This window comes from Mesorhizobium sp. M7D.F.Ca.US.005.01.1.1 (genome assembly GCF_003952545.1).
In the GTDB taxonomy this organism is placed as follows: Bacteria; Pseudomonadota; Alphaproteobacteria; order Rhizobiales; family Rhizobiaceae; genus Mesorhizobium; species Mesorhizobium loti.
Map to the genome: position 1 here is coordinate 5,945,031 of NZ_CP034453.1, position 21,947 is coordinate 5,966,977.

Here is a 21,947-nt window from a genome sequence, read left to right on the forward strand (position 1 = left end):
TCTCACCCAGGCGCACATCGCCTTCTCCTGCATTTGCCCAATCGACATTTCTTCGCTACAAGCTCAACTTAACTTGAGGTCAAGCGGAAAAATCAGGGCAGAAAAATCAGGAATGGCACCAGTTACGGAGTTGACAGTCGGCCAGGTGGCCATGCGCAGCGGGGTGGCGGTGTCGGCGCTGCATTTCTACGAGGCCCGTGGCCTGATCCGCAGCCACCGCACGTCAGGCAACCAGCGCCGCTACGGCCGCGACGTGCTGAGGCGCGTGGCGATCATCAAGGTCGCGCAGGAGGTCGGCATCTCGCTGGCCGAGATCGGCACAGCCCTGGCATCGCTGCCCGAGGGCCGCACGCCGACACGCGAGGATTGGAACCTGCTGTCGACCGCCTGGCGCGACGGGCTCGACCACAAGATCGCCCAGCTGAAGAAACTGCGCGACGGGCTGACCGACTGCATCGGCTGCGGTTGCATGTCGATCGACAAATGCCCGCTGCGCAACAAGGGGGACAGGCTGGCAAGGGAAGGCACGGGGGCGAGGCGGCTGTTGGTAGAGTCCTAATCCGCCACCGGCAACCGCCTGATGGTGAACTCGATCAAGTCGCCCGGCCGCTCGAACCAGCTTTCGATCTCGGTCCAGTAGGCCTGCTTGGGAAAACGCTCGAACCATTCCTTGGCCTTGAGCCGCGCATCGGAGCGAGGCAGCACGAAGGTCTCGCGCAGGAAACCGTCGCGCGGCATGCGCGCGCGCTCAGCCCGGCTTTGGTCGAGCCTTTTCTTCAGGCCATCCAGCGGCGGTCTTGCCGGGGTGCGCACGAAACAACTCCTTGCACCGTAATGACACTTGACCCTGTTCCCTAACAGATTAGGGATCGCGCCGGCAAAAGACGAGTCATTTGTAGGACTCGCCGCCCCAACCGGAGACGGCACTTGGAACGACCTGAAATACCGGCAGGCCTGCCCGCCGACATCGAACAGAAGAAGATGAAGGCGCGCCTATGGTTCGAGGCGCTGCGCGAACGCATCTGCGCCACCTTCGAGCAGATCGAGCAGGATCTTGGCGGGCCGCTGGCCTCGTGGTCACCTGGTCGTTTCGAAAAGACACCATGGGAACGTGACGAGGGCTGCGGCGGCGGCGGCACCATGTCGATGATGCACGGCCGCGTCTTCGAGAAGGTCGGCGTCCACACCTCGACCGTCCATGGCGAGTTCTCACCCGAATTCAGGAAGCAGATGCCCGGCGCCGAGGAAGATCCGCGCTTCTGGGCATCCGGCATTTCGCTGATAGCGCATCCCTGGAACCCCAACGTTCCGGCCGTGCACATGAACACGCGCATGGTCGTCACATCTAGCCAATGGTTCGGCGGCGGCGCCGATTTGACGCCGGTGCTCGACCGCCGCCGCACCCAGGACGACCCCGACACGGTCGCCTTCCACCGCGCCATGCAATTCGCTTGCGAGAAGAACGCCGCCGTTGCCGACTACCCGAAATACAAGGCCTGGTGCGACGAGTACTTCTATCTGTCGCACCGCAACGAGCCGCGCGGCACCGGCGGCATCTTCTTCGACTGGCTGCATTCAGGTGAGGACAAAGGCGGCTGGAATGCCGATTTCAACTTCGTCCAGGATGTCGGCCGCTCTTTTCTCGTCGTCTACGGCCACCTCGTGCGCGCTAACTTCAACGAGAACTGGACCGACGGCGACCGCGACGAACAGCTCATTCGCCGCGGCCGCTATGTCGAATTCAACCTGCTTCACGATCGTGGCACCATCTTCGGGCTGAAGACTGGCGGCAATGTCGCGGCCATCCTCTCCAGCCTGCCACCCGAGGTTCGCTGGCCGTAACAAAATGGTGAGCGCGGCGTGAGCCGCATTGATGTCCCATTCGTTCGAAATGGGCACGGAATGTGGCACACGGTGCGGCGAAAAGTTTCTTTTTCGTCTAATAGGCTCTTGAAAAGACTGGTCTATTTGTGGCGCCGGGTCGGGAAGCGCCGGCGGTTCGCCTGCGCGCAATTCCAGGAAAGTGCGAAACGGCTTTCCGACCGGAATTGCGTCAAGGCAAAGCGAGCCGCGACCCGACGCGACCGGACGACCCAAGACGATGCGGGACATCTTCGTCAAAAAGATACCCGCCTTTCCAGGAGTACTTCCCAATGCGCAAGATCATTGTTTCGGCTGCCGCCGCTGCCCTTCTCGCTTCCGGTTCGGTGGCATTCGCCGCCGTCAAGCACACCACCGGGACGATCAAGACCTTTGACACGACGGCCATGAGCCTGGTCCTCGATGATGGATCGTCTTTTACGCTTCCCAAGACCTTCAAGGATCCTGGCCTGACGGTTGGTGAAAAGGTCCGCGTCTCATGGGATATGAAGGGCAAGAACAAGGTCGCCGAGGCCGTCAAGGTCGCAAAATGACGGCTTGCCTGCCAGAGCAGGATGAGACGATATCCGGTCCTGTTTCGGGGTAGCGTAAGAGGGCGGAGCAGCGCTGCTCCGCCTTTTCGCCGTTGACTGCAACCAATGCCACCCCATTTGTGTTATGCTGTTCTCCCGCTCGCGGCCCCAGGATCCGATCTCGGATTTGGACCGTGAGCAAAAAAAGTGTCGGAGCCTCAGGCTCCACGGAGGAAAAGGAGAAATCCCATGAAGGAATTTCACTGCGGGTCGCTTGTTCCCGGCTGTGACTGGCACACGCGTGCCGACGAGGAGGCCGAGGTCATGCGCCGTGCCGTCGAGCACATGCGCGAGACGCATGGCGAAACGGTGATCCGCGAGACGATGATCGAGGCGATCCGCTCGCGCATCGAGAAGGCCCGCGACGCGGCATAGCATTTGCGCGGCCTCGGGTCTGTCAGCTCAAGATTAAGTGTAAGCAGATAAACAGCATTGGGCGTGACGCCCGCGCTTGGCGTAGACGCCTTCGCGGGCGGTCTGATGCATGTCACCCCAAAGTAGCCCCCGTATTGGGACAGCGACATGCATGAAGGCAAGGCCGTAAAGCGCGTCACATATATCCGTTTCCACGCGTCGCGATTCAGACCCTGCGGGGTTAAAAAATTACATTTGCCTCAGCTAAAATAAACCCTGCGGTAACTGAACCCGTGCGACTGTCAGGCTGACAATCCGGGCTACAGTGGGCTGCAAGAGAAGCCCGTCGCCACCAGGCACTGGTCCGGAATCGGTGGGGCGAGGTGTTTCGCGCATGCGCGAAAAGTCCGGCAATCGGGTGAGTTTCCGCACGACCGCGCTCCTGTTGTGCGCGCTCCTTGCCGCGTCTCCGGTGATTGCCCAGGAAATGACGACATCGCTGGTCGACATCCATCAGGGCTCGCCGCTCAGTGACCGCGCCAGAGGGCTCGGCGACGGGGGTTATGAACTGCAGAATGGAAACCGGATATCGTTCAACCAATGGTACCGGGCAAGTTGGGTCGACATGCACGTGGACCTGCTGACACAGATCACGGAGGATACCGGCATCCTTTGGGGATTTGGGACCGGAGAAGCGGGCGAGAAGTATCGGATCGAGCCCAGCCTCAAGCTTGGTTTCCTCACTCAGATGCATCCGAGTGCCAACAGCACTCTTTCCTTGTCGCTCACCACGACCGTCGGCGGCAATCTCACCGAAAAGTCCTGCCAAGCCGACTATGGTGTTTTGGGCACCTACGGCGTCAATTGCCGGCTCGCTGCCAGCGAGATGGCGCCGGAGGAAACCTTGAAATATCTGGTTAACGCTAAACCGGAGAGGCAGCATCTCTGGCTGAACTACCGTGTTACCTTCTAATCGCGAGGGGGCGTGCATGAAATGTCACCCAGCTGCCGGAAAGTCGCGATGGTGCGTCCTAGCTCTTGTTTGAACCGGGGTAAGAACATGTCAAATAATCGTTGGAAGTTCGGTGTCGCCACGGCGCTCGCCCTTCTGCCGGCATCGATGGCGGCGGCGCAAGACGCTGTTGGTCCCGATCCGCTGTCGGCGCTTTGCGTCAGCGATCAATCGAGCGCTTCCATCTGTCTGAGCGCTACCCTGCCTACAACCCCATCGCAGACTGTGCAAAACTGGATGAGCCCCGATGTCGGTGCCGCCTGGCGTGCTGGCTACAAGGGAAAAGGCGTCACGATCACGATCGTCGACGACTTCTCCAGCACATCGCGCTTCTCAGGTAATTTCGGCGTCGGAGTTCAAACCCAGCGGCACGGCGAATGGACACGCGAGGAAGCCAGCATGATTGCGCCCCTGGCAACCATAAGGTCGAAAGACTTCTCCACAGCTTCGTCCGTCACGCTGGCGCCGGGCCTGAACGTGCTCAATCTGAGCTATGGCATGTACGCCAAGGCGGGCTACAGCGCGAACCAGATCGGATGGAGCGCTGAGGAAGCTTCCATCATCTCCTACGCCACCAAAGGAACGGCGGTGGTTTCGAAGGCCGCGGGCAATGACTCGGTTGCAGTGGGCGGTATCACGGGCGGTCAGCAGGACTATCTCGACCTCGCTTTGATCGGAAAGACGTCCGCGATTTTCGTCGGCGCGCTCAACGCGAACGGCACAACGTCAAACCCGACCGGGATGGCCTGGTACTCCAACACTGCCGGCTCCAATCCGCTTGTGCAGAGCCATTTCCTGGTCGTAGGGGTCGCGGGGGACAAGACAGGCCTTTACGGCACCTCCTTCGCCGCACCGATCATTTCCGGTTACGCGGCGATCGTGGGCAGCAAATTCACCAAGGCAACGCCGACCCAGATCACCAACCAGTTGCTCAATACGGCCCGGACCGACACGCTGATTGGCTACAGCCCCTCGGTCTATGGCAAGGGCGAGGCAAGCCTTTCGCGCGCCCTGGCTCCCGTATCGATCAAATGAACGGTACCGCCATTAAGGGCGAAGTGCTTCCGCGGCGCGTTCAAGCAACGCGCCGCGATCAGACGTAAATCCCGCTTCAACCCATTCCGCTTCCAGATTCCTGAGGATTTCGCCAAGTTTCGGCCCTGGAGTTGCACCGAGCGCAGTCAGATCGGCACCTTTCAGCGGAAACAACGGCTTTTCCCATTTGGCGGCGAAGGCAAGCAGGCGCGAAAAGCCACCGGCTTCGAGCAACGCCGCATTGTCCTCGACGGCGCGTACCCTGGCTGCCGCGAGCGACAGCCGCAGACGGTCGGCAAATCCCTGCCGGTCGCCGCGATAGAGCCTTTTCGCCAGCTCGCTCTCGGTCGTCTTCGGCTCGACGGCGGTGGCAAGCGCCCAGTGGCGCAGGCGATCCGCTTCAGCCGTCGAAAATTTGAGTCGCCCGGCGAGCACCTTCATACGCGCCGCATCCGGCGGCACGATTGCCTCCAGCCTTAACAACGGATCAGCCGTCCAGCCCAGATCCTTCTCAGCCTTGGTCAGCCCGTGGATCGCGTCGATGCCCCATTTCTCGCTTTCCGGCAGTACGGCGGTCAAAACACTGGCCTGCCGCATCCAGAGCAGCGCCCGCGAGGGATCAGGCGCCGACAAAAGCTTCTTCAGTTCCGACCAGATGCGCTCGGCCGAAAGCTGGGCCAGCCCTTCCTTCAGCCGGGCACAGGCCTTCAGTCCCTCGGCATCCGGCCGGCCATCGCCATACCAGGCGAAGAAGCGGAAGAAGCGCAGGATGCGCAGGTAATCCTCGCGGATACGCGCTTCCGCATCGCCGATGAAGCGCAGCCGGCGCGCCTCGATGTCGGCGATGCCGCCGACTAGGTCGACAATCCTGCCATCGGCCTCGGCATAAAGCGCGTTGATGGTGAAGTCGCGCCGCTCGGCGTCGAGCTTCCAGTCGCGCCCGAACGACACCTTGGCCCGCCGCCCATCGGTCTCGATATCGGCGCGCAAAGTGGTGATCTCATAAGGCTTGCCACCGGCGACAACCGTGATCGTGCCATGCTCGATGCCGGTCGGCACCGCCTTGAAGCCCTCCGCCTCGGCGCGGCGGATGGTTTCCTGCGGCAAACACGTGGTGGCGATGTCGATGTCGGCGACCAGCTGGCCCATCAGCGTATTGCGCACCGCACCGCCCGCGACACGCGCCTCTTCACCGCCCTCGGCCAGTGCGGCCAGCAGGCGCTGCAGATGCTTGTCGGTAAGCCAGTCGGCCCTGCCCGCGATCGAGACACTCACGCATAGAGCCTTTCATACAGCGTACGGATGATGCCGGCGGTGACGCCCCAGATGCGCCGGTCGCCATAAGGCATGTCGTAGAAGAACCATTCGAGATCGTTCCACATGCGGCTGTCGCGCTTGTGGTTGACCGGGTCCATCAGAAAGCGCAGCGGCACTTCGAAGGCGGCGTCGACCTCGTCGGCGTTGAGCACCAGCTCAAAACCCGGCCGCACGATGCCCAGCACCGGTGCGATGCGGTAGCCGCTGCCGGCGACATAGTCGGGCATGCGGCCGATGATCTCGATGCGATCCGGGGCAAGGCCGATCTCCTCGAAGGTCTCGCGCAACGCCGCCGCTTCCGGACTGGCATCGGTCGGGTCTATGGTGCCGCCGGGAAAGGCCACCTGCCCCGAATGGTTGCGCAGCTTTTCAGCTCGCTTGGTCAAAAGAACCGTCGCATCGCCCTCATGATCGACCACCGGGATCAGCACGGCCGCATCGCGCAACGCCTTGCCCTGGTGAAGGCGCGGATGACCCGGATTGAAGCGATGGTCGCCATAATCGTCACCGGCATGCGCATCCGGCTGCGCGGCAAAGCGCGCGCGAAAATCCGCTGATGAAAACGGCGCCGGCGACATCTGGTCCATCACGCGCTCAGCCGCTTCAACTGGTCCGCCGGCATGATCGGGAACACCGCGCCTTTCGAGCGCACGGCAAACATCGTCTTGCCGCCGATCTCGATCTCCTCGCCATACCCGACCAGCTCATACATCACCGGCCGCGCCACCAGCGCCTCCAGCCGGCCGCGCACCAGCACATAGGGCTTCAGGCCACCGGTCTCGTGCTCATCGACAAAGCGCAGCGGCCGCTCCGGCCCGGCCTCGACGACATCGCCGACATTGGTGCGGAAGGTGATGATCCGCGCGTCGCCGTCACCCGAAACATCCATCTCGACGGCGATGAAGGGCGCATCGGCGACGCGGATGCCGACTCGCTCCACCGGCGTCACCAGATAGGTCTTGCCGTCCTCGTCCTTGCGCAGCACCGAGGAGAAAAGCTGCACCAATGGCATGCGGCCGATCGGCGTGCCCAAATAGAACCAGGTGCCGTCGGCTTTGATCTCCATGTCGAGATCGCCGCAAAAGTCCGGATTCCAGCGCTCGACGGGTGCTGCGCCCTTGCCGGCGCGGGCCGCGCGCGAGATCAGCGCCTCGAGCCCCCGCGCCTCGGTGGCATCAGTCAGGCTTTCTTCACGATGTTCCAAGGGTCCCGTCATGGTCACGAAATAGTCACTGTTGTTCCGCTTGTCAGCCTAAGTCTGTGATTTAAGTTCAAATGCAGACGCTAGGCGAGGCCGAATCGCGGCAGTCATGGTATGCTGCAGGCTGGTATTTCCAACCACGAGGATCGATGCGGCATGAGCGTGATGGTCAAGGAAAGCCCGATCAGCGAGAAGGACATGATCGCCGAGGCCGAGAAGGCGCTGGCGGATATTTCCAGAATCCGCGACGGGGTCGGCCGGGTCATCTTCGGCCAGGAGAGCGTCGTCGAGCGCACGCTGGTGGCGCTGCTGGCCGGCGGCCATGCGCTGCTGGTCGGCGTGCCGGGCCTCGCCAAGACCAAGCTGGTCGAAACGCTGGGCATCGTGCTCGGCCTCGATTCGCGCCGTATCCAGTTCACGCCGGACCTGATGCCGTCGGATATCCTCGGCTCCGAAGTGATGGAGCAGGACGAGATCGGCAAGCGTTCCTTCCGCTTCATCTCCGGGCCGATCTTCGCCCAACTTCTGATGGCCGACGAGATCAACCGCGCCTCGCCGCGCACCCAGTCGGCGCTGCTGCAGGCGATGCAGGAATACCATGTCACCATTGCCGGCGCCCGCTACGACCTGCCGGCGCCCTTCCATGTGCTGGCAACGCAGAACCCGCTGGAGCAGGAAGGCACCTATCCGCTGCCCGAGGCCCAGCTCGACCGCTTCCTGATGCAGGTCGACATCCTCTATCCCGAAATCGAGGCCGAGCGCCGCATCCTGCTGGAGACCACCGGCATCGAGGACGCCAAGGCCCAGAACGTGCTGCAGCCGGCGCGGCTGAAGGAAATCCAGACGCTGATCCGCCGCATGCCGGTGCCCGAAAGCGTCGTCGAGGCGATCCTCACGCTGGTGCGCTCGGCGCGTCCCGGCCAGGGCAATGCCGAGACCGACAAGCATGTCGCCTGGGGCCCCGGCCCGCGCGCCAGCCAGGCGCTGATGCTATGCACAAGGGCGCGCGCGCTTTACGACGGACGGCTGGCGCCCTCGATCGACGATGTGCGTGCGCTGGCCGAGCCGGTGCTGCAGCATCGCATGGCGCTGACCTTCGCCGCCCGCGCCGAAGGCACCAGCGTGCGCGACGTGGTGGCGAAACTGGCCAAAGGTATCTGATGGCGCGTATTGGCGAGCTCCAGGCACCGGTTGCGACGCGCGACGCGCTCGCCCGTGGTCGGTTGCGGGCCTCGCTTGTGCCAGACCTGCTGGTCGAGGCACGACGCATCGTCAACACGGTGATCGCGGGCTGGCATGGCCGCCGCAAGCGCGGCATCGGCGAGAATTTCTGGCAGTTCCGGCCCTATGTCGAAGGCGACGCCTCACGCATCGACTGGCGCCGCTCAGCGCGCGACGACCACACCTATGTGCGCGACCGCGAATGGGAAGCCGCCCATACGGTCTGGCTATGGGCCGACCCCTCGCCGTCGATGCTTTACAAGTCGACCGGCGCCAGCGTTTCCAAGCAATCGCGCGCGCTGGTGCTGGCGCTGGCCATGGCCGAACTGTTGTCGCGCAGCGGCGAGCGCATAGCCTGGCCCGGCCTCACCGATCCGTTCACCGCCCGCAACGGCGCCGAGCGCATCGCCGCCCAGCTGATGCATGCCGGCGAACTGCCGGCAAAGCCCGACCTGTCCGACATCAGGCGCTTCTGCGACATCGTTGTCGTCAGCGATTTCCTCGATCCCGTCGAGGAGACGATGGCCTGGCTCGACGTGCTCGCCCGCCACGGCGTGCGCGCGCATCTGATCGAGGTTGCCGATCCGGCCGAGGAGACCTTTCCCTACGCCGGCCGCACCGAATTCACCGATCCCGAGACCGGCGACAAGCTGACCGCTGGCCGCGCCGAAATGCTGGGTGACGAGTATCGCCTGCTCTACACCGCCCGCCGCCAGGAACTGGCCGCCTGGTGCAAGCGGCTCGGCTGGAGCTTTACCGTCAACCACACCGACCGGCTGGCCTCCGATGCGCTGGTGCGCCTGCACATGGCGATGACCGCCGATGGCCCCTCCATCGGAAAGGCGGCTGTCGCATGAGCTGGCTGCCGCTCTCTTTTGGCGCCCCCATGGTGTTATGGGGCCTGCTGGCGCTGCCGGTGATCTGGTGGCTGCTCAGGCTGACGCCGCCCAAGCCGCAGACCGAAATCTTCCCGCCGCTGAAGATCCTGGCCCGCGTGCTGAAGCGCGAGGAGACGCCGCAGCAGAGCCCGTGGTGGCTGACGCTGCTCAGGCTGCTGATGGCGGCGCTCATCGTCGCCGCATTGGCCGACCCGGTCTTCAACCCGCGCGAAAAACTGCCGGCCGAGGGTGCTGCCCTGGCCTTGGTCATCGACAATGATTGGGCCAGTGCCGCCGACTGGGGCAAGCGCGTCGCCACCGCCGAGCGGCTGATCAACGATGCCGGCTCTAACGGCGTGCCTGTCGTCATCGCCTTCACCGCCGAAAAGACCAATGCGGAGATCGGCCCGTTCGATGCCGCCGCCGCTCTTGACCGGCTGCGCGCCGCCAAGCCGCGGCCGATCCCGACCGACCGGCCCACCGTCTATGCCCGCGTCGCCGGCGTGCTGGAGACCTTGCCCGGCGCCAGCGTCGCCGTGCTTGCCGACGGCCTGGCGGCAAAGGGCGACGAGGCCGCCTTCAACACGCTGTTGTCGAAGAATGCCGCCCGCGTCGTTTGGGCAACCGCCGACAGGCTGTCGCTGACCGGCCTGACCGCCGCCGATAACCAGGTCGACGGCTTTGCGCTAACCGCCATTCGCGCGCCGGGTGACCCTGCCCCGGCGCAGGTCACCGCCGGCGCCTTCGACGACAAGGGCCGCCGCATCGCCGATGCGACGCTGACCTTTTCGCCTGGCGAAACCACCGCCACCGGCACCATGGCGGTGCCGTTCGAGCTGCGCAACGACTTCGCTTCGATCGCGCTCGACGGCGAGCGCCAGGCAGGTGCCGTCCGCGTCCTCGACGAAAGCTCCAAGCGCCGCCGCGTCGGGCTGTTGTCGCAGGCCGAGGCCGACCAGGCGCAGCCGCTTTTGTCGCCGCTCTACTACATCAGGCGCGCGCTGCAGCCCTTCGCCGATCTCGTCGAACCCGCCAGCGCCGACCTCGCCGACGCCATCCCGCAGATCCTCGATCAGAAGCCGGCGATGATCATCATGGCCGACATCGGCACCATTCCCGCACAGGTCCGGCAGAGGCTGGTCGACTGGGTCGACAATGGTGGCACGCTGGTGCGTTTCGCCGGTTCGCGACTGGCCGCCGCCGGCAATGACGACGACCTGCTGCCGGTCCGCCTGCGCACCGGCGAGCGTTCGCTCGGCGGCGCGCTGTCATGGACGTCGCCACAGCCGGTCACCGAATTCCCCAAGGCCGGCCCGTTTGCCGATCTCGCTCCGCCGACCGAAGTCACCGTCACCAGGCAGGTCTTGGCCGAGCCGACGCCCGACATCGTCGAACGCACCTGGGCGGCTCTTGCCGACGGCACGCCGCTGGTCACCGGACTGAAGAAAGGCAAGGGCACGCTGGTGCTGTTCCACGTCACCCCCGAGGCGACCTGGTCGAACCTGCCGATCTCGGGCAGCTTCGTCGAGATGCTGCGCCGTATCGTGCAGCTGTCACGCAACCAGGGCGCGGCGATCGCCAATGCCGAAGCCGCCGCCACCTCGCTGGCGCCCTACCGCATGATATCAGCCGACGGCACCCTGGTGCCGCCGACGCCGGACGCGCGGCCGCTGGTGCCGGGCGCCGGTGCCCTGCCGGTGACTTTTGAAAACCCGCCCGGACTCTATGGTTCCGAGACGGGCGTGTTTGCCCACAATTTGCTTGAAGCCGACAGCACGCTGGCCCCGCTGGCGCGCCCGCAGATCACTATTCCGGTCACATCGATCCAATATGCCTTTGACGAATCGCGCAATTTGAAGGGCGCGCTGGTCGTGGCAGCCCTGGCGCTGATGCTGCTCGATACGCTGGCGGTGTTCTGGATGGGCGGCCTGTTTTCGCGCCGGCCGCGCCGTGCCGGTGCCGTGGCAACCACCGCCGCGGTGCTGATTGCGCTCGGTGCCTTGTTCGGCCATGCCGATCTTGCCCGCGCCGACGATGCCAAGCCTGGCGACGAGGTTGCCATAGAGGCGATTTCGAAGACCCGCATCGCCTATGTGCTGACCGGCGTGCCGGGCGACGATTCGATCAGCCGCGCCGGGCTCGAGGGCCTGACCCGCTTCCTGGTCGAGAAGACGGCACTCGAACCGGGCGCGCCGGCCGGTGTCGACATCTCCAAGGACGAGCTGTCGTTCTATCCGCTGATCTACTGGCCGATCGATCCGGCCGCGCCAATGCCGAGCCCGGCCGCCATCGCCCGCATCGACGCCTATATGCAGCAGGGCGGCACGGTGCTGTTCGACACCCGCGACCAGTTCGCCAATGGCATCGGCGCCGATTCGACCAGCCCGGCGACGGAGCGGCTGCGCGACATCCTCGGCAACCTCAACGTGCCGCCGCTGGAGCCGGTGCCGTCCGATCATGTGCTGACCAAATCCTTCTTCATTCTGCCCGAATTCCCCGGCCGCTTCGCCGGCAGCCCGCTGTGGGTCGAGGCGTCGCTCGACGCCAGCAATGCCGAGAACCGGCCGGTGCGCACCGGCGACGGCGTTTCGCCGATCATGATCACCGCCAATGATTTCGCCGGCGCCTGGGCGGTCGACGAGAATGGCGACCCGCTGCTGCCGACCGTGCCGGCGGACCCGATGCAGCGCATCTACGCACTGCGCGCCGGCGTCAACATCATGATGTACATGCTGACCGGCAACTACAAATCCGACCAGGTGCACGTGCCCATACTGCTCGAACGGCTGGGGCAGTAAGATGAGTTTGTTTGGTGCACTCCGGTCGCGGATAAACCCTCCCCACAAAGGGGAGGGTAAGAGATGAACTGGTCGATCTCCTTCGAACCGCTGATCTCCTGGCCCTTGCTGGCCTTGGCGCTGGTGCCGTTGGCGCTGCTGGCACTGGTCGGCCTGTGGTTTCGCCAGCGCGGCTCGGTCTTCCGCTTCATCGCCCTTTTGGCGCTCGCCGCCGCCTTGTTCAACCCGGTGTTCCTCAACGAGGAGCGCGAGCCGCTGAAAAGCGTCGTCGCGCTGATTGTCGACCGCAGCCAGAGCCAGGACATCGGCGACCGTACCAAGCAAACCGACGAGGCGCTGGCCGGGCTGCAGCAGCGTCTTGGCCGCTTCAAGCAGTTCGACGTGCGCGTCGTCGAGGCCGGCAAATCCGAAGCCGCCGAGGAGCGCACCGAAACACGGCTGTTCGGCGCGCTCGAAGGCGCCTTCCGCGACGTGCCGCCGTCACGCATCGGCGGCGCTATCATGATCACCGATGGCGAGGTCCATGACGCCCCCCCGGGCGCTCCCGATTTCAACGCCCCGCTGCATGCGCTGATCACCGGCAACGATCACGAGAAGGATCGTCGCATCCGCTTCGAGAACGCGCCGCGCTTCGGCCTTGTCGGCAAGCCGCTCGACATGACCTACCGCGTCATCTCGACCGAAAACGAGACTGGCCCGGTCGATGTGCGCGTTTCGGTCAATGGCGAGCAGGTGGCGGTCGAGCACGCCACCGTCGGCCAGGCTATGCCGCTGCAAGTGACCATTCCGGGCGCCGGCCGCAACATCGTCGAACTCGCCATCGATCGCGAGCCGGGCGAATTGACCGACACCAACAACCGCGCCATCGCGCTGATCGACGGTATCCGCGAGAACCTGCGCGTGCTGCTCGTCTCCGGCGAGCCGCATGCGGGCGAGCGCACCTGGCGCAACCTCTTGAAATCCGATGCTTCGGTCGACCTCGTCCATTTCACCATCCTGAGGCCGCCGGAGAAGCAGGATGGCACGCCGATCAACGAATTGTCGCTGATCGCCTTCCCGACCCGCGAGCTGTTCGTCGAGAAGATCAAGGATTTCGACCTCATCATCTTCGACCGCTACCAGCACCGTGACGTGCTGCCGATCCTCTATTACGACTACATCTCCGAATATGTCGAAAAGGGCGGTGCGCTGCTGATTGCGGCCGGCCCCGAATATGCCGGCGAAAGCTCGATCGCACGCACACCGCTGATGGCGGCCCTGCCGGCGATGCCGACCGGCGAGGTTGTCGACAAGGCCTTCTATCCGCGCCTCACCGATCTTGGCCAGCGCCACCCGGTGACGCGCGGGCTGGATGGTTCGGCCAGCGAGCCGCCGCACTGGAGCCGCTGGTTCCGCACCATCGGCGTGCAGAATCCCGAAGGCGAAGTGGTGATGAAGGGCGCCGACAACCGACCCCTGCTCCTGCTCGACCGCAAGGGCGAAGGCCGCGTCGGCATGCTTCTGTCGGACCAGGGCTGGCTGTGGGCGCGCGGCTTCGAGGGCGGCGGCCCGCATGTCCAGCTCTACCGGCGCATTGCGCACTGGCTGATGAAGGAGCCCGAGCTCGAGGAGGAGCGGCTGACCGCCGACGGCCGCGGCATGGTGCTGGAAATTCGCCGCCAGACGATGGCCGACGATCCCGGCCCCGCGCAGATCATCACCCCATCCGGCAAGACACTGACCGTCAAGCTCGAGAAATCCGAACCCGGCGTCTTCCTCGGCAGCGTCGAGACCAGCGAGATCGGCCTCTACCAGGTCGCCAATGGCGACCTGACGGCGCTCGCCCATGTCGGCCCGGTCAACGCACCGGAATTCGCCGATGTCATTTCCACCGAAAACCGGCTGAAGGCGCCAGCGGAAGCCACCGGCGGCAGCGTGCGCCGGCTGGCGCCATCCACGGCCCTTGGCAGCGACGTGACGCTGCCTTCCATCGTGCCCGTGCGCTCGGCTGGTGCTGCGTCCGGCAGCGACTGGATCGGCCTGCGCACGACGGACGACAGCGTGCTCAAGGCCGTCTCGCGCGTGCCGCTGTTCGGCGGCTTCCTCGGTCTCGGCCTGCTGCTTTTAGCTATGGGTTCGATGTGGTACCGCGAGGGACGGTAGGCTACTCCTCCGGCTCGGTCGTGAACATCAGCGGATAGCCCTTGGCCTTGCCGGCATCGGTGGCGCGCGTCGCCTTGGTCTCGGCGACATCCTTGGTGAAGACGGCGACGACGCAGACGCCGCGCCGGTGCGCGGTGATCATCACCCGGTGCGCCTGGTCTTCGCTGAGCTTGAACTCGCCCTTCAGCACCGTCACCACGAATTCGCGCGGTGTGAAATCGTCATTGATGAGGATGACCTTGTAGAGCTTCGGCCGTTCGACCTGCGGCTTGACCTGGACGCGCGGGTTTGTGGTGATTTCAGGCATCGGAACCGACAATTTTGCGTAAGCGACCTTGCCGCCATTCTGGCACCAGCGACAGCAGTCGTCCATTTTGATAGACGCACGAAGCCGATGTCCGGCAGGCGCGGCCATTCACCGTCATGTGGGAAAGTGTCGGTTGCCGTTCAACGGCCCTCGCGGCCAAAGATGCGGCGATTTGCGCCCGCATCGGCCCGGCGTTCCAGCCATGCCGCGATCGGCCACGCGGCAACGCAGACCAGCGTCGCTCCGGTCAGCGCGATTAGCAGCCAGGTCTGTGCCGGCGTGATGTAGTCCCAATTGGTGGAAATCGCAGGCGCAAACAGCGAAGGTTCGGTGCGCCCGCTGGCCGGATCGGGCACCGGGCTGGCTGTGAACAGGATCAGCACCCTGGCGACGCCGGTGGCCACCAGGCCGCCGAGCACCATCGAACGCAAAATGGACGAAAGCCGCTTCTTCATGCGGATTGCCCTACACGGCCGGCGTTGCAAACGGGTTAAGCACAATCGAGTTGCGTGGCTGGAAGCCGCCGGTGTTCAGCTCATCGACCATGCACTTGGCAGAAGGCCGCCCCAGCCGATTTACGGCTGGAACGGCCTTGCTAGAACTGACCTCGAAGCTGATCAGGGCTTCTTCGGAGCAGCCTTCGGGGCCGCCTTCGCGGGCGCCTTCTTGACCGGGCACTTGTGCTTCTTGGTCACCTTGCAGACGGTCTTCTTGGCGACCTTCTTCGGAGCAGCCTTGGCCGGAGCGGTGGTCGTCGCGGCAGCAGCCGGGGCGGTGGTCGTGGTGGCAGCAGCCGGGGCAGCGGTCGTGGTGGCGGCTGCGTTGCCGAGAACCGGCATCGAGAAGGCGAGAGCAACGGAGAGGCCGAGGGCGGACAGGAGGGACTTTTTCATGGCTTCATTTCCTTTTTATGCGGGTCGAATTTCTGATGTCACTGAACCGGGTCGTTCGGTGTCACTCCAAGCAGCTTCAAAGCGTTGGCGAGCATCCGGATGCCCTGTGCCTGTTTCTTGGCGGCGCAGTACCGGTTGCCCTTTCTCTGAAGTGCCTTTGCCGCGGTGACCTGCGTTGCCGTGGCGTGGGTTTCGAGGGCTTCATCAAATTGGTGGCTGAGATTGGCGCACCGTTCGCTCCGGGTTGTGGGCGTCACCTTTGCGTCCGATTGTCCGACAGCGGCAGTGACCAGGCCAAGGCCCAGCAACGCACCCAACAAACTGATCGACAACCTTGGCATCGGTTTATCCGTAAACCCGGAGACTAGCGTCGCAGCCGATGACCTGACCGCCACGAGATCAGTTATGCCTTTGAAATTTTTCAGGAGTTTTTCTGAACTGTAGAATTTTGTTTCTGGATTGTGTCTGAGAAAGCCGGTGTGAACCCATCATCACCACTGGCCAACATATGGCCTGAATTCTATCGTGTGGGTTGCGACAGAACGGCTTGGCAATCAACAATGACAGGGCTGCTGTGAAATCCGACGCACACATACTGATCGTCGACGACGACAAGGGCATCCGCGACCTGCTGCAGGAATTCTTCCAGAAGCGGGGCCTGCACACCTCGGTTGCCGCCGACGGCATCGAGATGGAGACCATCCTGCGCCGCACGCAGGTGGATCTCATCGTCCTCGACGTGATGCTGCCCGGCAAGAGCGGGCTGGAGCTGTGCCGCGACCTGCGCGCCCAGTATTCGACGCCGATCATCATGCTGACCGCCGTCACCGAGACGACCGACCGCGTCGTCGGTCTGGAGATGGGCGCCGACGATTATGTGCCCAAACCCTTCGACCCGCGCGAGCTTTTGGCGCGCATCCGCGCCGTGCTGCGGCGCAATGGCGCCGCCGAGCCCAAGCGCGCCACCACCAAGCAGATCTACCGCTTCGCCGGCTGGACGATGGACTGTTCGCGCCGCCGGCTGATCGCACCCGACGATGTCAGGGTCGAGCTAACCATGGCCGAATTCAACCTGCTGCAGACCTTCGTCAAGAGCGCGCAGCGTGTGCTGACCCGCGACCAGCTCATCGAACTCTCCGGCGGCGACAGCGACTACTCCTTCGACCGCAGCATCGACATCCTGGTCAGCCGGTTGCGGCGCAAGATGGAAGACGACCCGAAAACGCCCAAGCTGATCCTGACCGTGCGTAGCGGCGGCTATCAGTTCTTGCCCGAGACGACTTCCGAATGAGACGTTTCCTGCCGCAGACCCTGCCTGTCTGGGTGCTGCTGATCGTCATCGCCGGCCTGTTGATCAGCCAGGTCGCGACCCTTTACATTGTGTCGCGCGACCGTGCCGCCGCCAACGACGTCGTCGACCTCTATCGCCTCAACGACCGTGCCTTCTCGCTGGTGCAGCTGATGCATGACGCCAGTCCGGACCAACGCAAGGCGACGGCGACCGGCCTGTTCAACTCGACTTACGCGCTCACCGTCTCGGACACGCCGGCGGTCACCTCGTCGATCGCAAGCGACGACCAACTGGCCGAGCTCGAAGACATTCTCGTTGGCCGGCTGTCGAAGTTCGGCATCACAGATGCACGCGTGCGGCGCGATCCGGCGACGCGCGAGGCCGACGACGCCAACGGCACGGCGCCGGGACCCGATATCGGCCAGGTAGAGCGCGACCTTCTGGTGCTGGCAGCCGACTTCGCCCAGAGCGACAAATTGACGGCGTCGCTACGCTTCGCCGACGGCCAATGGCTGAACTTCACCGAGCCGATCACGCCGGTCGGTCCGATCCTGAGCTTTGACAGCCTGCCGCTCTACTCGCTGATCGCCGGCCTGGTGGTGATCATGTCGATCTGGTCGCTGCGCCGGCTTACGGCGCCCTACCGTATGATGGAAACGGCCGTGAACCGGATCGGCAAGGACCTGAAGAGCCCGCCAATCGCTGAAGGCGGCAGCCGCGAGGTCCGTGCCGCCGCCAAGGCGATCAACGCCATGCAGACCCGGTTGCGCGAATATGTCGAGGACCGCGAGCATCTGGCGGCGGCACTGGCGCATGACCTGCGCACGCCGATGACCAGGATGCGCCTGCGCCTGGAGCTGCTGCGCAAGTCGGCGGTTCGCGAGGCGCTGGCGCACGATCTCGCCGATGTCGAAAGCATCGCCAGCTCGGTGATCGACTTCGCCACCTTCGAGGTGACGGAGGAGAAGAACGAACGTATCGACTTCTGGTCGCTCGTGGAATCGATCGCCGACAGCTATGACGACGTTTCCTTCGACGACGATACCCGTTCGCGCGGCCTCATCTGCATGGCGCGGCCGGTCGCGCTCAAGCGCTGCGTCACCAATCTGGTGCAGAACGCGGTCACCTACGGCAAGAAGGCGCATCTCAGCCTGCGCCGGTCGGAAAACATGATCCTGCTCACCATCCGCGACGAAGGGCCTGGGATACCCCAAGCCCAGATCGACGCCGTGTTCGGCTCTTTCGTGCGCCTCGAACAATCGCGTAACCGCCAGACCGGTGGTCTTGGGCTCGGCCTGACGATTGCCCGCAACATCGCGCGCGCCGCCGGCGGCGAGATCAGCCTGTCCAACAACCCGGGCGGTGGCCTGCTGACGCAACTGCGCCTGCCGCTGGCGGCTTAATGCCGGGCCTAAAGTGCCGGCCCTGCAACGCAGCGCTTTAGCAGCATTCCCGAAACCCAGGAAACCGGCAGCAAGATATCAAGACCGGCACGAACCAGGGATGTTTTGCCGTTTTCAACGGATGACGGCGATCTTCCATGCCAACAGGGCAACTATTGTTGCCAGGCTGAAGAGGGTCGCCCAACCGTGCCGCCCGAATGCATGCAGGACAAGAACCACCAACGCGGCGGTGATCGCTGCCAGCGTCCCTTCAATATAAAGGAGCTGATGTGCACTCAGCTGCGTGCCGGTCGCACCGCCAATCCTGAAAAACTCCAGGATCGATCGCATCGCAACCACCAGCAGTATTCCGAGTGCCGTCTGCGCGGTCCCCGGTTTAGACAACCAACCCCAAATCCTCTCCAAAGCGCCTTCCCTGATCGCCGATGGTCCTGGAGCCTCGCGGCTCCTACCGCCGCAGCACCGCGCTCAACACATCGCGGATGCCGATGGCGCCGACAAATCGCGATTGATCATCGAACAGTGCCACCGGTGCAGTCTGCGAACGGTGCATGGCCAGCATCACGGTTTTCAGCGAGGTGCCGGGATTGGCCCAGAACACCTGCGCCAGTTCCTCCGGCTGGCCCTCGACGTCGGCGCATGACACCCAGACCGCCGGCTTGCCGTCGCGTTCGGCCGCCGCCACCAGCCCGTGATCGTCGATCTTGAAGCGCGTCGTCTTGCGCCGGTCGAGCCACACCCAGCCATTGTCGCCATGCTCCAGATCGCGACGGTCGCGCATCACGTTCCAGGCGGTCAGCACCGATAGCGGGTTCACATTGGCGATGAAGTCGCGGACATAGTCGTTGGCCGGGCGCAGCACGATATCTTCCGGCGCGCCGGTCTGCACGATGCGGCCGCCCTCCATGATGGTGATGTGGCTGCCGATCTTCAGCGCCTCCTCGAGGTCGTGGCTGACAAAGATGATGGTCTTCTTCAATTCGGCCTGCAGCTGCAGCAACTCATCCTGCAGCTTGGTTCGGATCAGCGGGTCGAGCGCCGAGAACGGCTCGTCCATCAACAGGATCGGCGCCTCGGTTGCGAAGGCGCGGGCCAAGCCGACGCGCTGCTGCATGCCGCCCGACAGCTCATGCGCGTATTTCTTCGACCACTGGTCGAGATTGACCAGCTTGAGCTGGCGTTGCACGCGCTCCTTGCGCTCGGCTTCCGGCACGCCGGCGAGTTCGAGGCCGAGGCCGACATTTTCCTCCACCGTGCGCCAGGGCAGCAGGCCGAACTGCTGGAACACCATCGCCACCTGTTTCTGCCGCAGCCGCCGCAAGGTCGCCTGGTCGCAAGTGACGACATCGACGGTCTTGTCCCCATCCTTGACCAGCACCTGGCCGCGCGACACCACGTTGAGCCGGTTGACCGCCCGCAACAATGTCGACTTGCCCGAACCGGAGAGGCCCATCAGCACGGAGATCTCACCCTCGTTCACGGTCAGGCTGGCGCCTGCGCAGCCGAGGACATTGCCGGTCTTTTCGAGGATCTCGGCGCGGCTGGCGCCGGCATCGATCATCGCCAGCGATCCGGCCTGGTCGGCGCCGAAGACGATATCGACGTTCCTGAAATCGACGGCGACGGTCATTTCTTGCCTCCAACCGCAATTCGGGTCATCCGGTCGAGCACGATGGCGAGCACGACGATTGCCAGGCCAGCCTCAAGCCCGAGATCGATGCGGCGTGAGCCGAGCGCCCGGTTGATCTCGGTGCCAAGGCCGCCGGCGCCGATCAGTGCGGCGAACACCACCATCGACAGCGACAGCATGATCGACTGCGTCAGACCGGCCATGATGGTGGGCAGCGCCGAGGGCAATTCCACCTTCCACAGCAGCTGGCTCTTGGTGGCGCCGAAAGCCTCGCCCGCCTCGACGATCGACTTCGGGACCGAGACCACACCGAGATGGGTGAGCCTGACCGCGGTCGGAATGACGAAGATGATGGTGACGATGAGGCCGGGCGCGTTGCCGAGACCGAACAGCGTCAGCACCGGGATCAGGTAGACGAAGGTCGGCAGCGTCTGCATCAGGTCGAGCACCGGCAGCATCACGCGATAGACCTTCGGCTTGTGCGCCGCCCAGATGCCGAGCGGCACACCGATGGCCATGGCCATGGCAGCGGCCGCGACGACCAGCACCAGCGTCTGCACCGTCTGCTTCCACAGGTTCTGGTTGATGATGAAGATCAGGCCGAGAAAGACGCCGATGGCGAGCGGCCGCGAGCGCTGCAGCAGCCAGGCGATGACGGCGATGATCAGCGCCAGCAGCACCGGCGGCACCATCAGCAGGATGTTGACCAGCCCGTCGAGCAGGAAATTGAGGCCATTCGAAAAGGCCCTGAACACAGTGTCGAAATTGTCGGTGAGGAAACCGAAAAACGCCTTTCCCCAGGCGCCGATCGGAATCTTGTGATCGACCATGAATTTCGAAATCGGATCCATATCGCCCCTCTCGTGCAGGAGACCGCCCTGCCCTCGGCCTCAACGGTAGCAACGTCATCTTGTCACAGGATATGAAAAAGGGCAGCCTTTTCTAAGATGGCTGCCCTTCCTGGTTCGGCTTTGCCGAATTCAGTCGGCTCAGCTTCCGAGCGCGGTCTTGACGGCAGCGGCCGCGTCGCCACCGTCGAAGGTGGTTACGCCGGCGATCCACGGGGCAACCGCGTCCGGGTGCTTCTTCAGCCAGTCGGCCGCCACCGTGTTGGCGTCGCCGCCCTTGAGGATCGCGTCCATCATCTGGCCTTCCATGTCCAGGTTGAACTTGAGGTTGGCGATGAACTTGCCGGCATTCGGACACTCGGTGGTGTAGCCCTTGCGCACATTGGTAAAGACGGTGGCGGCGCCGAAGCCGCTGTCGCCCATGCCGTCGAGATAGGTGATCTTCATGGCGCCCATCACCGGATGCGGCGTCCAGCCGAGGAAGGCGATCCACTCATTGTTCTTCATCGACTGCTCGGCCTGCGTGAGCATGCCGGCCTCCGAGGATTCGACCAACTCGAAGCCTTCGAGATTGTCCTTCGGGTTCTTGATCATGTCGAGGATGATGCGGTTGCCGTCATTGCCGGCCTCGATGCCGTAGATCTTGCCGTTGAACTTGTCCTTGAACTTGCCGATATCGGTCAGCGACTTGACACCGGCATCCGCGACATAGGTCGGCACGACAATGCCGTAGCCGGCGCCGGTCAGGTTCGTGCTGATCGTCTCGACCGAGCCGTCGGCGGTGTAGTCCTTGATGTCGTTGGTCATCGACGGCATCCAGTTGCCGAGGAAGACGTCGAGATCCTTGTTCTTCAGCGACGCCATGGTCACCGGCACCGACAGCTGGATCGTCTGCGGCTCGTAGCCGAGCGCGGTCAGCAGCACCGAAGCGATGCCGGTCGTCGCCTGGATGTCGGTCCAGCCGACATCGGAAAGGCGCACCGCCTTGCAGCTTGCCGGATCACCGGCAAAGGCAGCGCTCGTGGACAAAAAAGCCGCCAGGCCGAGGCCGGCGACGAAGGAATTCATGCGCGACATAGATATTCTCCCATTGTGATTCTTTGGCGAAGCGTAGTCACGGTTTCTCTGCCCGCCTTGTTTCGTCAGCCAAACACCATTCTGGTG

The 21,947-nt window shown here is 64.0% G+C and carries 24 protein-coding genes; 12 read left to right on the forward strand and 12 right to left on the reverse strand.

What is annotated here, in order from left to right; all coding sequences use genetic code 11:
- The first annotated feature begins 112 nt into the window (after positions 1-112).
- Positions 113-559, forward strand: coding sequence for a redox-sensitive transcriptional activator SoxR (soxR, locus tag EJ076_RS29055; RefSeq protein ID WP_109659726.1), 447 nt, complete (start codon positions 113-115; stop codon positions 557-559).
- On the opposite strand, the gene EJ076_RS29060 is transcribed toward soxR, so the two are convergent.
- A complete protein-coding gene (locus EJ076_RS29060) occupies positions 556-813 on the reverse strand; it encodes a hypothetical protein (RefSeq protein WP_027030665.1) in 258 nt (85 codons plus the stop codon). The two genes, soxR and EJ076_RS29060, sit on opposite strands and share 4 nt — an antisense overlap.
- Positions 814-927: 114 nt before the next feature.
- Here EJ076_RS29060 and hemF point away from each other — a divergent pair, with 114 nt between their 5' ends.
- The 5 genes from hemF to EJ076_RS35500 all read left to right on the forward strand — a co-directional run bounded on the left by hemF (position 928) and on the right by EJ076_RS35500 (position 4,854).
- Positions 928-1,842 (forward strand): oxygen-dependent coproporphyrinogen oxidase, encoded by a 915-nt coding sequence (gene hemF, locus EJ076_RS29065; protein ID WP_126070184.1) that lies wholly within the window; start codon positions 928-930, stop codon positions 1,840-1,842.
- Between the two features lie 311 nt (positions 1,843-2,153).
- Positions 2,154-2,414 (forward strand): DUF1344 domain-containing protein, encoded by a 261-nt coding sequence (locus tag EJ076_RS29070; protein ID WP_023809849.1) that lies wholly within the window; start codon positions 2,154-2,156, stop codon positions 2,412-2,414.
- Positions 2,415-2,642: 228 nt separating this feature from the next.
- The gene (locus EJ076_RS29075) at positions 2,643-2,828 is read left to right on the forward strand and encodes a DUF1059 domain-containing protein (RefSeq protein ID WP_109659722.1); all 186 of its coding nucleotides are present in this window, start codon (positions 2,643-2,645) and stop codon (positions 2,826-2,828) included.
- A gap of 373 nt (positions 2,829-3,201) precedes the next feature.
- Complete coding sequence (locus tag EJ076_RS29080) at positions 3,202-3,780, forward strand: hypothetical protein (RefSeq protein WP_109659720.1); 579 nt, start codon at positions 3,202-3,204, stop codon at positions 3,778-3,780.
- A gap of 48 nt (positions 3,781-3,828) precedes the next feature.
- The gene (locus tag EJ076_RS35500; RefSeq protein ID WP_245462909.1) at positions 3,829-4,854 is read left to right on the forward strand and encodes a S8 family serine peptidase; all 1,026 of its coding nucleotides are present in this window, start codon (positions 3,829-3,831) and stop codon (positions 4,852-4,854) included.
- 12 nt (positions 4,855-4,866) lie between these two features.
- Here EJ076_RS35500 and EJ076_RS29090 read toward each other — a convergent pair whose 3' ends face one another.
- The 3 genes from EJ076_RS29090 to EJ076_RS29100 are packed head-to-tail and all read right to left on the reverse strand — an operon-like array spanning position 4,867 to position 7,387.
- Positions 4,867-6,129, reverse strand: coding sequence for a CCA tRNA nucleotidyltransferase (locus tag EJ076_RS29090; RefSeq protein ID WP_126070185.1), 1,263 nt, complete (start codon positions 6,127-6,129; stop codon positions 4,867-4,869).
- On the reverse strand, positions 6,126-6,758 hold the full coding sequence (locus tag EJ076_RS29095; RefSeq protein WP_109659713.1) for a CoA pyrophosphatase: 633 nt from the start codon (positions 6,756-6,758) through the stop codon (positions 6,126-6,128). The genes EJ076_RS29090 and EJ076_RS29095 overlap by 4 nt, the downstream gene beginning before the upstream one ends.
- Positions 6,758-7,387, reverse strand: coding sequence for a DUF1285 domain-containing protein (locus EJ076_RS29100; RefSeq protein ID WP_109659711.1), 630 nt, complete (start codon positions 7,385-7,387; stop codon positions 6,758-6,760). The genes EJ076_RS29095 and EJ076_RS29100 overlap by 1 nt, the downstream gene beginning before the upstream one ends.
- Positions 7,388-7,528: 141 nt before the next feature.
- Here EJ076_RS29100 and EJ076_RS29105 point away from each other — a divergent pair, with 141 nt between their 5' ends.
- The 4 genes from EJ076_RS29105 to EJ076_RS29120 all read left to right on the forward strand — a co-directional run bounded on the left by EJ076_RS29105 (position 7,529) and on the right by EJ076_RS29120 (position 14,411).
- Positions 7,529-8,533 (forward strand): MoxR family ATPase, encoded by a 1,005-nt coding sequence (locus EJ076_RS29105; protein ID WP_109659710.1) that lies wholly within the window; start codon positions 7,529-7,531, stop codon positions 8,531-8,533.
- Positions 8,533-9,450, forward strand: a complete 918-nt coding sequence (locus EJ076_RS29110; protein WP_126070186.1) for a DUF58 domain-containing protein — start codon at positions 8,533-8,535, stop codon at positions 9,448-9,450. Before EJ076_RS29105 ends, EJ076_RS29110 begins: the two co-directional genes overlap by 1 nt.
- Positions 9,447-12,269: a DUF4159 domain-containing protein gene (locus EJ076_RS29115; protein WP_126070187.1), complete on the forward strand. Its 2,823-nt coding sequence runs from the start codon at positions 9,447-9,449 to the stop codon at positions 12,267-12,269. The genes EJ076_RS29110 and EJ076_RS29115 overlap by 4 nt, the downstream gene beginning before the upstream one ends.
- A gap of 63 nt (positions 12,270-12,332) precedes the next feature.
- Entirely contained in the window at positions 12,333-14,411 is a 2,079-nt protein-coding gene (locus tag EJ076_RS29120) for a hypothetical protein (protein ID WP_126070188.1), read from the forward strand.
- Between the two features lies 1 nt (position 14,412).
- On the opposite strand, the gene clpS is transcribed toward EJ076_RS29120, so the two are convergent.
- The 4 genes from clpS to EJ076_RS29140 form a co-directional block, all read right to left on the reverse strand.
- Positions 14,413-14,718 (reverse strand): ATP-dependent Clp protease adapter ClpS, encoded by a 306-nt coding sequence (gene clpS / locus EJ076_RS29125; RefSeq protein ID WP_126071164.1) that lies wholly within the window; start codon positions 14,716-14,718, stop codon positions 14,413-14,415.
- Between the two features lie 140 nt (positions 14,719-14,858).
- On the reverse strand, positions 14,859-15,173 hold the full coding sequence (locus tag EJ076_RS29130) for a hypothetical protein (protein WP_126070189.1): 315 nt from the start codon (positions 15,171-15,173) through the stop codon (positions 14,859-14,861).
- Positions 15,174-15,335: 162 nt separating this feature from the next.
- On the reverse strand, positions 15,336-15,611 hold the full coding sequence (locus EJ076_RS29135; protein WP_109659700.1) for a hypothetical protein: 276 nt from the start codon (positions 15,609-15,611) through the stop codon (positions 15,336-15,338).
- Positions 15,612-15,649: 38 nt separating this feature from the next.
- The gene (locus tag EJ076_RS29140) at positions 15,650-15,952 is read right to left on the reverse strand and encodes a hypothetical protein (RefSeq protein ID WP_109659698.1); all 303 of its coding nucleotides are present in this window, start codon (positions 15,950-15,952) and stop codon (positions 15,650-15,652) included.
- A 233-nt stretch (positions 15,953-16,185) separates the two neighbouring features.
- Here EJ076_RS29140 and EJ076_RS29145 point away from each other — a divergent pair, with 233 nt between their 5' ends.
- Complete coding sequence (locus EJ076_RS29145; RefSeq protein WP_109661267.1) at positions 16,186-16,902, forward strand: response regulator transcription factor; 717 nt, start codon at positions 16,186-16,188, stop codon at positions 16,900-16,902.
- Complete coding sequence (locus tag EJ076_RS29150) at positions 16,899-18,305, forward strand: ATP-binding protein (RefSeq protein ID WP_126070190.1); 1,407 nt, start codon at positions 16,899-16,901, stop codon at positions 18,303-18,305. Before EJ076_RS29145 ends, EJ076_RS29150 begins: the two co-directional genes overlap by 4 nt.
- A 114-nt stretch (positions 18,306-18,419) precedes the next feature.
- Here EJ076_RS29150 and EJ076_RS29155 read toward each other — a convergent pair whose 3' ends face one another.
- The 4 genes from EJ076_RS29155 to EJ076_RS29170 all read right to left on the reverse strand — a co-directional run bounded on the left by EJ076_RS29155 (position 18,420) and on the right by EJ076_RS29170 (position 21,860).
- Positions 18,420-18,635 carry a hypothetical protein gene (locus tag EJ076_RS29155; RefSeq protein ID WP_126070191.1) on the reverse strand — a complete coding sequence of 72 codons (216 nt, stop codon included), beginning with the start codon at positions 18,633-18,635 and terminating at the stop codon, positions 18,420-18,422.
- Positions 18,636-18,753: 118 nt separating this feature from the next.
- Positions 18,754-19,935: a choline ABC transporter ATP-binding protein gene (choV, locus tag EJ076_RS29160; protein ID WP_126070192.1), complete on the reverse strand. Its 1,182-nt coding sequence runs from the start codon at positions 19,933-19,935 to the stop codon at positions 18,754-18,756.
- The gene (gene choW, locus EJ076_RS29165) at positions 19,932-20,786 is read right to left on the reverse strand and encodes a choline ABC transporter permease subunit (protein WP_126070193.1); all 855 of its coding nucleotides are present in this window, start codon (positions 20,784-20,786) and stop codon (positions 19,932-19,934) included. Before choW ends, choV begins: the two co-directional genes overlap by 4 nt.
- A gap of 138 nt (positions 20,787-20,924) precedes the next feature.
- Positions 20,925-21,860 (reverse strand): choline ABC transporter substrate-binding protein, encoded by a 936-nt coding sequence (locus tag EJ076_RS29170; RefSeq protein WP_109659689.1) that lies wholly within the window; start codon positions 21,858-21,860, stop codon positions 20,925-20,927.
- Positions 21,861-21,947 lie beyond the last annotated feature (87 nt).

What these genes read in the sequence shown, in the direction of transcription:
- soxR (WP_109659726.1), top strand. Translation starts at nt 113, where the DNA reads ATGGCACCAGTTACGGAGTTGACAGTCGGCCAGGTGGCCATGCGCAGC.
- EJ076_RS29070 (WP_023809849.1), top strand. Translation starts at nt 2,154, where the DNA reads ATGCGCAAGATCATTGTTTCGGCTGCCGCCGCTGCCCTTCTCGCTTCC.
- EJ076_RS29075 (WP_109659722.1), top strand. Translation starts at nt 2,643, where the DNA reads ATGAAGGAATTTCACTGCGGGTCGCTTGTTCCCGGCTGTGACTGGCAC.
- EJ076_RS29080 (WP_109659720.1), top strand. Translation starts at nt 3,202, where the DNA reads ATGCGCGAAAAGTCCGGCAATCGGGTGAGTTTCCGCACGACCGCGCTC.
- EJ076_RS35500 (WP_245462909.1), top strand. Translation starts at nt 3,829, where the DNA reads ATGGTGCGTCCTAGCTCTTGTTTGAACCGGGGTAAGAACATGTCAAAT.
- EJ076_RS29095 (WP_109659713.1), bottom strand. Translation starts at nt 6,758, where the DNA reads ATGGACCAGATGTCGCCGGCGCCGTTTTCATCAGCGGATTTTCGCGCG.
- EJ076_RS29100 (WP_109659711.1), bottom strand. Translation starts at nt 7,387, where the DNA reads ATGACGGGACCCTTGGAACATCGTGAAGAAAGCCTGACTGATGCCACC.
- EJ076_RS29105 (WP_109659710.1), top strand. Translation starts at nt 7,529, where the DNA reads ATGAGCGTGATGGTCAAGGAAAGCCCGATCAGCGAGAAGGACATGATC.
- EJ076_RS29110 (WP_126070186.1), top strand. Translation starts at nt 8,533, where the DNA reads ATGGCGCGTATTGGCGAGCTCCAGGCACCGGTTGCGACGCGCGACGCG.
- EJ076_RS29115 (WP_126070187.1), top strand. Translation starts at nt 9,447, where the DNA reads ATGAGCTGGCTGCCGCTCTCTTTTGGCGCCCCCATGGTGTTATGGGGC.
- EJ076_RS29120 (WP_126070188.1), top strand. Translation starts at nt 12,333, where the DNA reads ATGAACTGGTCGATCTCCTTCGAACCGCTGATCTCCTGGCCCTTGCTG.
- clpS (WP_126071164.1), bottom strand. Translation starts at nt 14,718, where the DNA reads ATGCCTGAAATCACCACAAACCCGCGCGTCCAGGTCAAGCCGCAGGTC.
- EJ076_RS29130 (WP_126070189.1), bottom strand. Translation starts at nt 15,173, where the DNA reads ATGAAGAAGCGGCTTTCGTCCATTTTGCGTTCGATGGTGCTCGGCGGC.
- EJ076_RS29135 (WP_109659700.1), bottom strand. Translation starts at nt 15,611, where the DNA reads ATGAAAAAGTCCCTCCTGTCCGCCCTCGGCCTCTCCGTTGCTCTCGCC.
- EJ076_RS29140 (WP_109659698.1), bottom strand. Translation starts at nt 15,952, where the DNA reads ATGCCAAGGTTGTCGATCAGTTTGTTGGGTGCGTTGCTGGGCCTTGGC.
- EJ076_RS29150 (WP_126070190.1), top strand. Translation starts at nt 16,899, where the DNA reads ATGAGACGTTTCCTGCCGCAGACCCTGCCTGTCTGGGTGCTGCTGATC.
- EJ076_RS29155 (WP_126070191.1), bottom strand. Translation starts at nt 18,635, where the DNA reads ATGCGATCGATCCTGGAGTTTTTCAGGATTGGCGGTGCGACCGGCACG.
- choV (WP_126070192.1), bottom strand. Translation starts at nt 19,935, where the DNA reads ATGACCGTCGCCGTCGATTTCAGGAACGTCGATATCGTCTTCGGCGCC.
- choW (WP_126070193.1), bottom strand. Translation starts at nt 20,786, where the DNA reads ATGGATCCGATTTCGAAATTCATGGTCGATCACAAGATTCCGATCGGC.
- EJ076_RS29170 (WP_109659689.1), bottom strand. Translation starts at nt 21,860, where the DNA reads ATGTCGCGCATGAATTCCTTCGTCGCCGGCCTCGGCCTGGCGGCTTTT.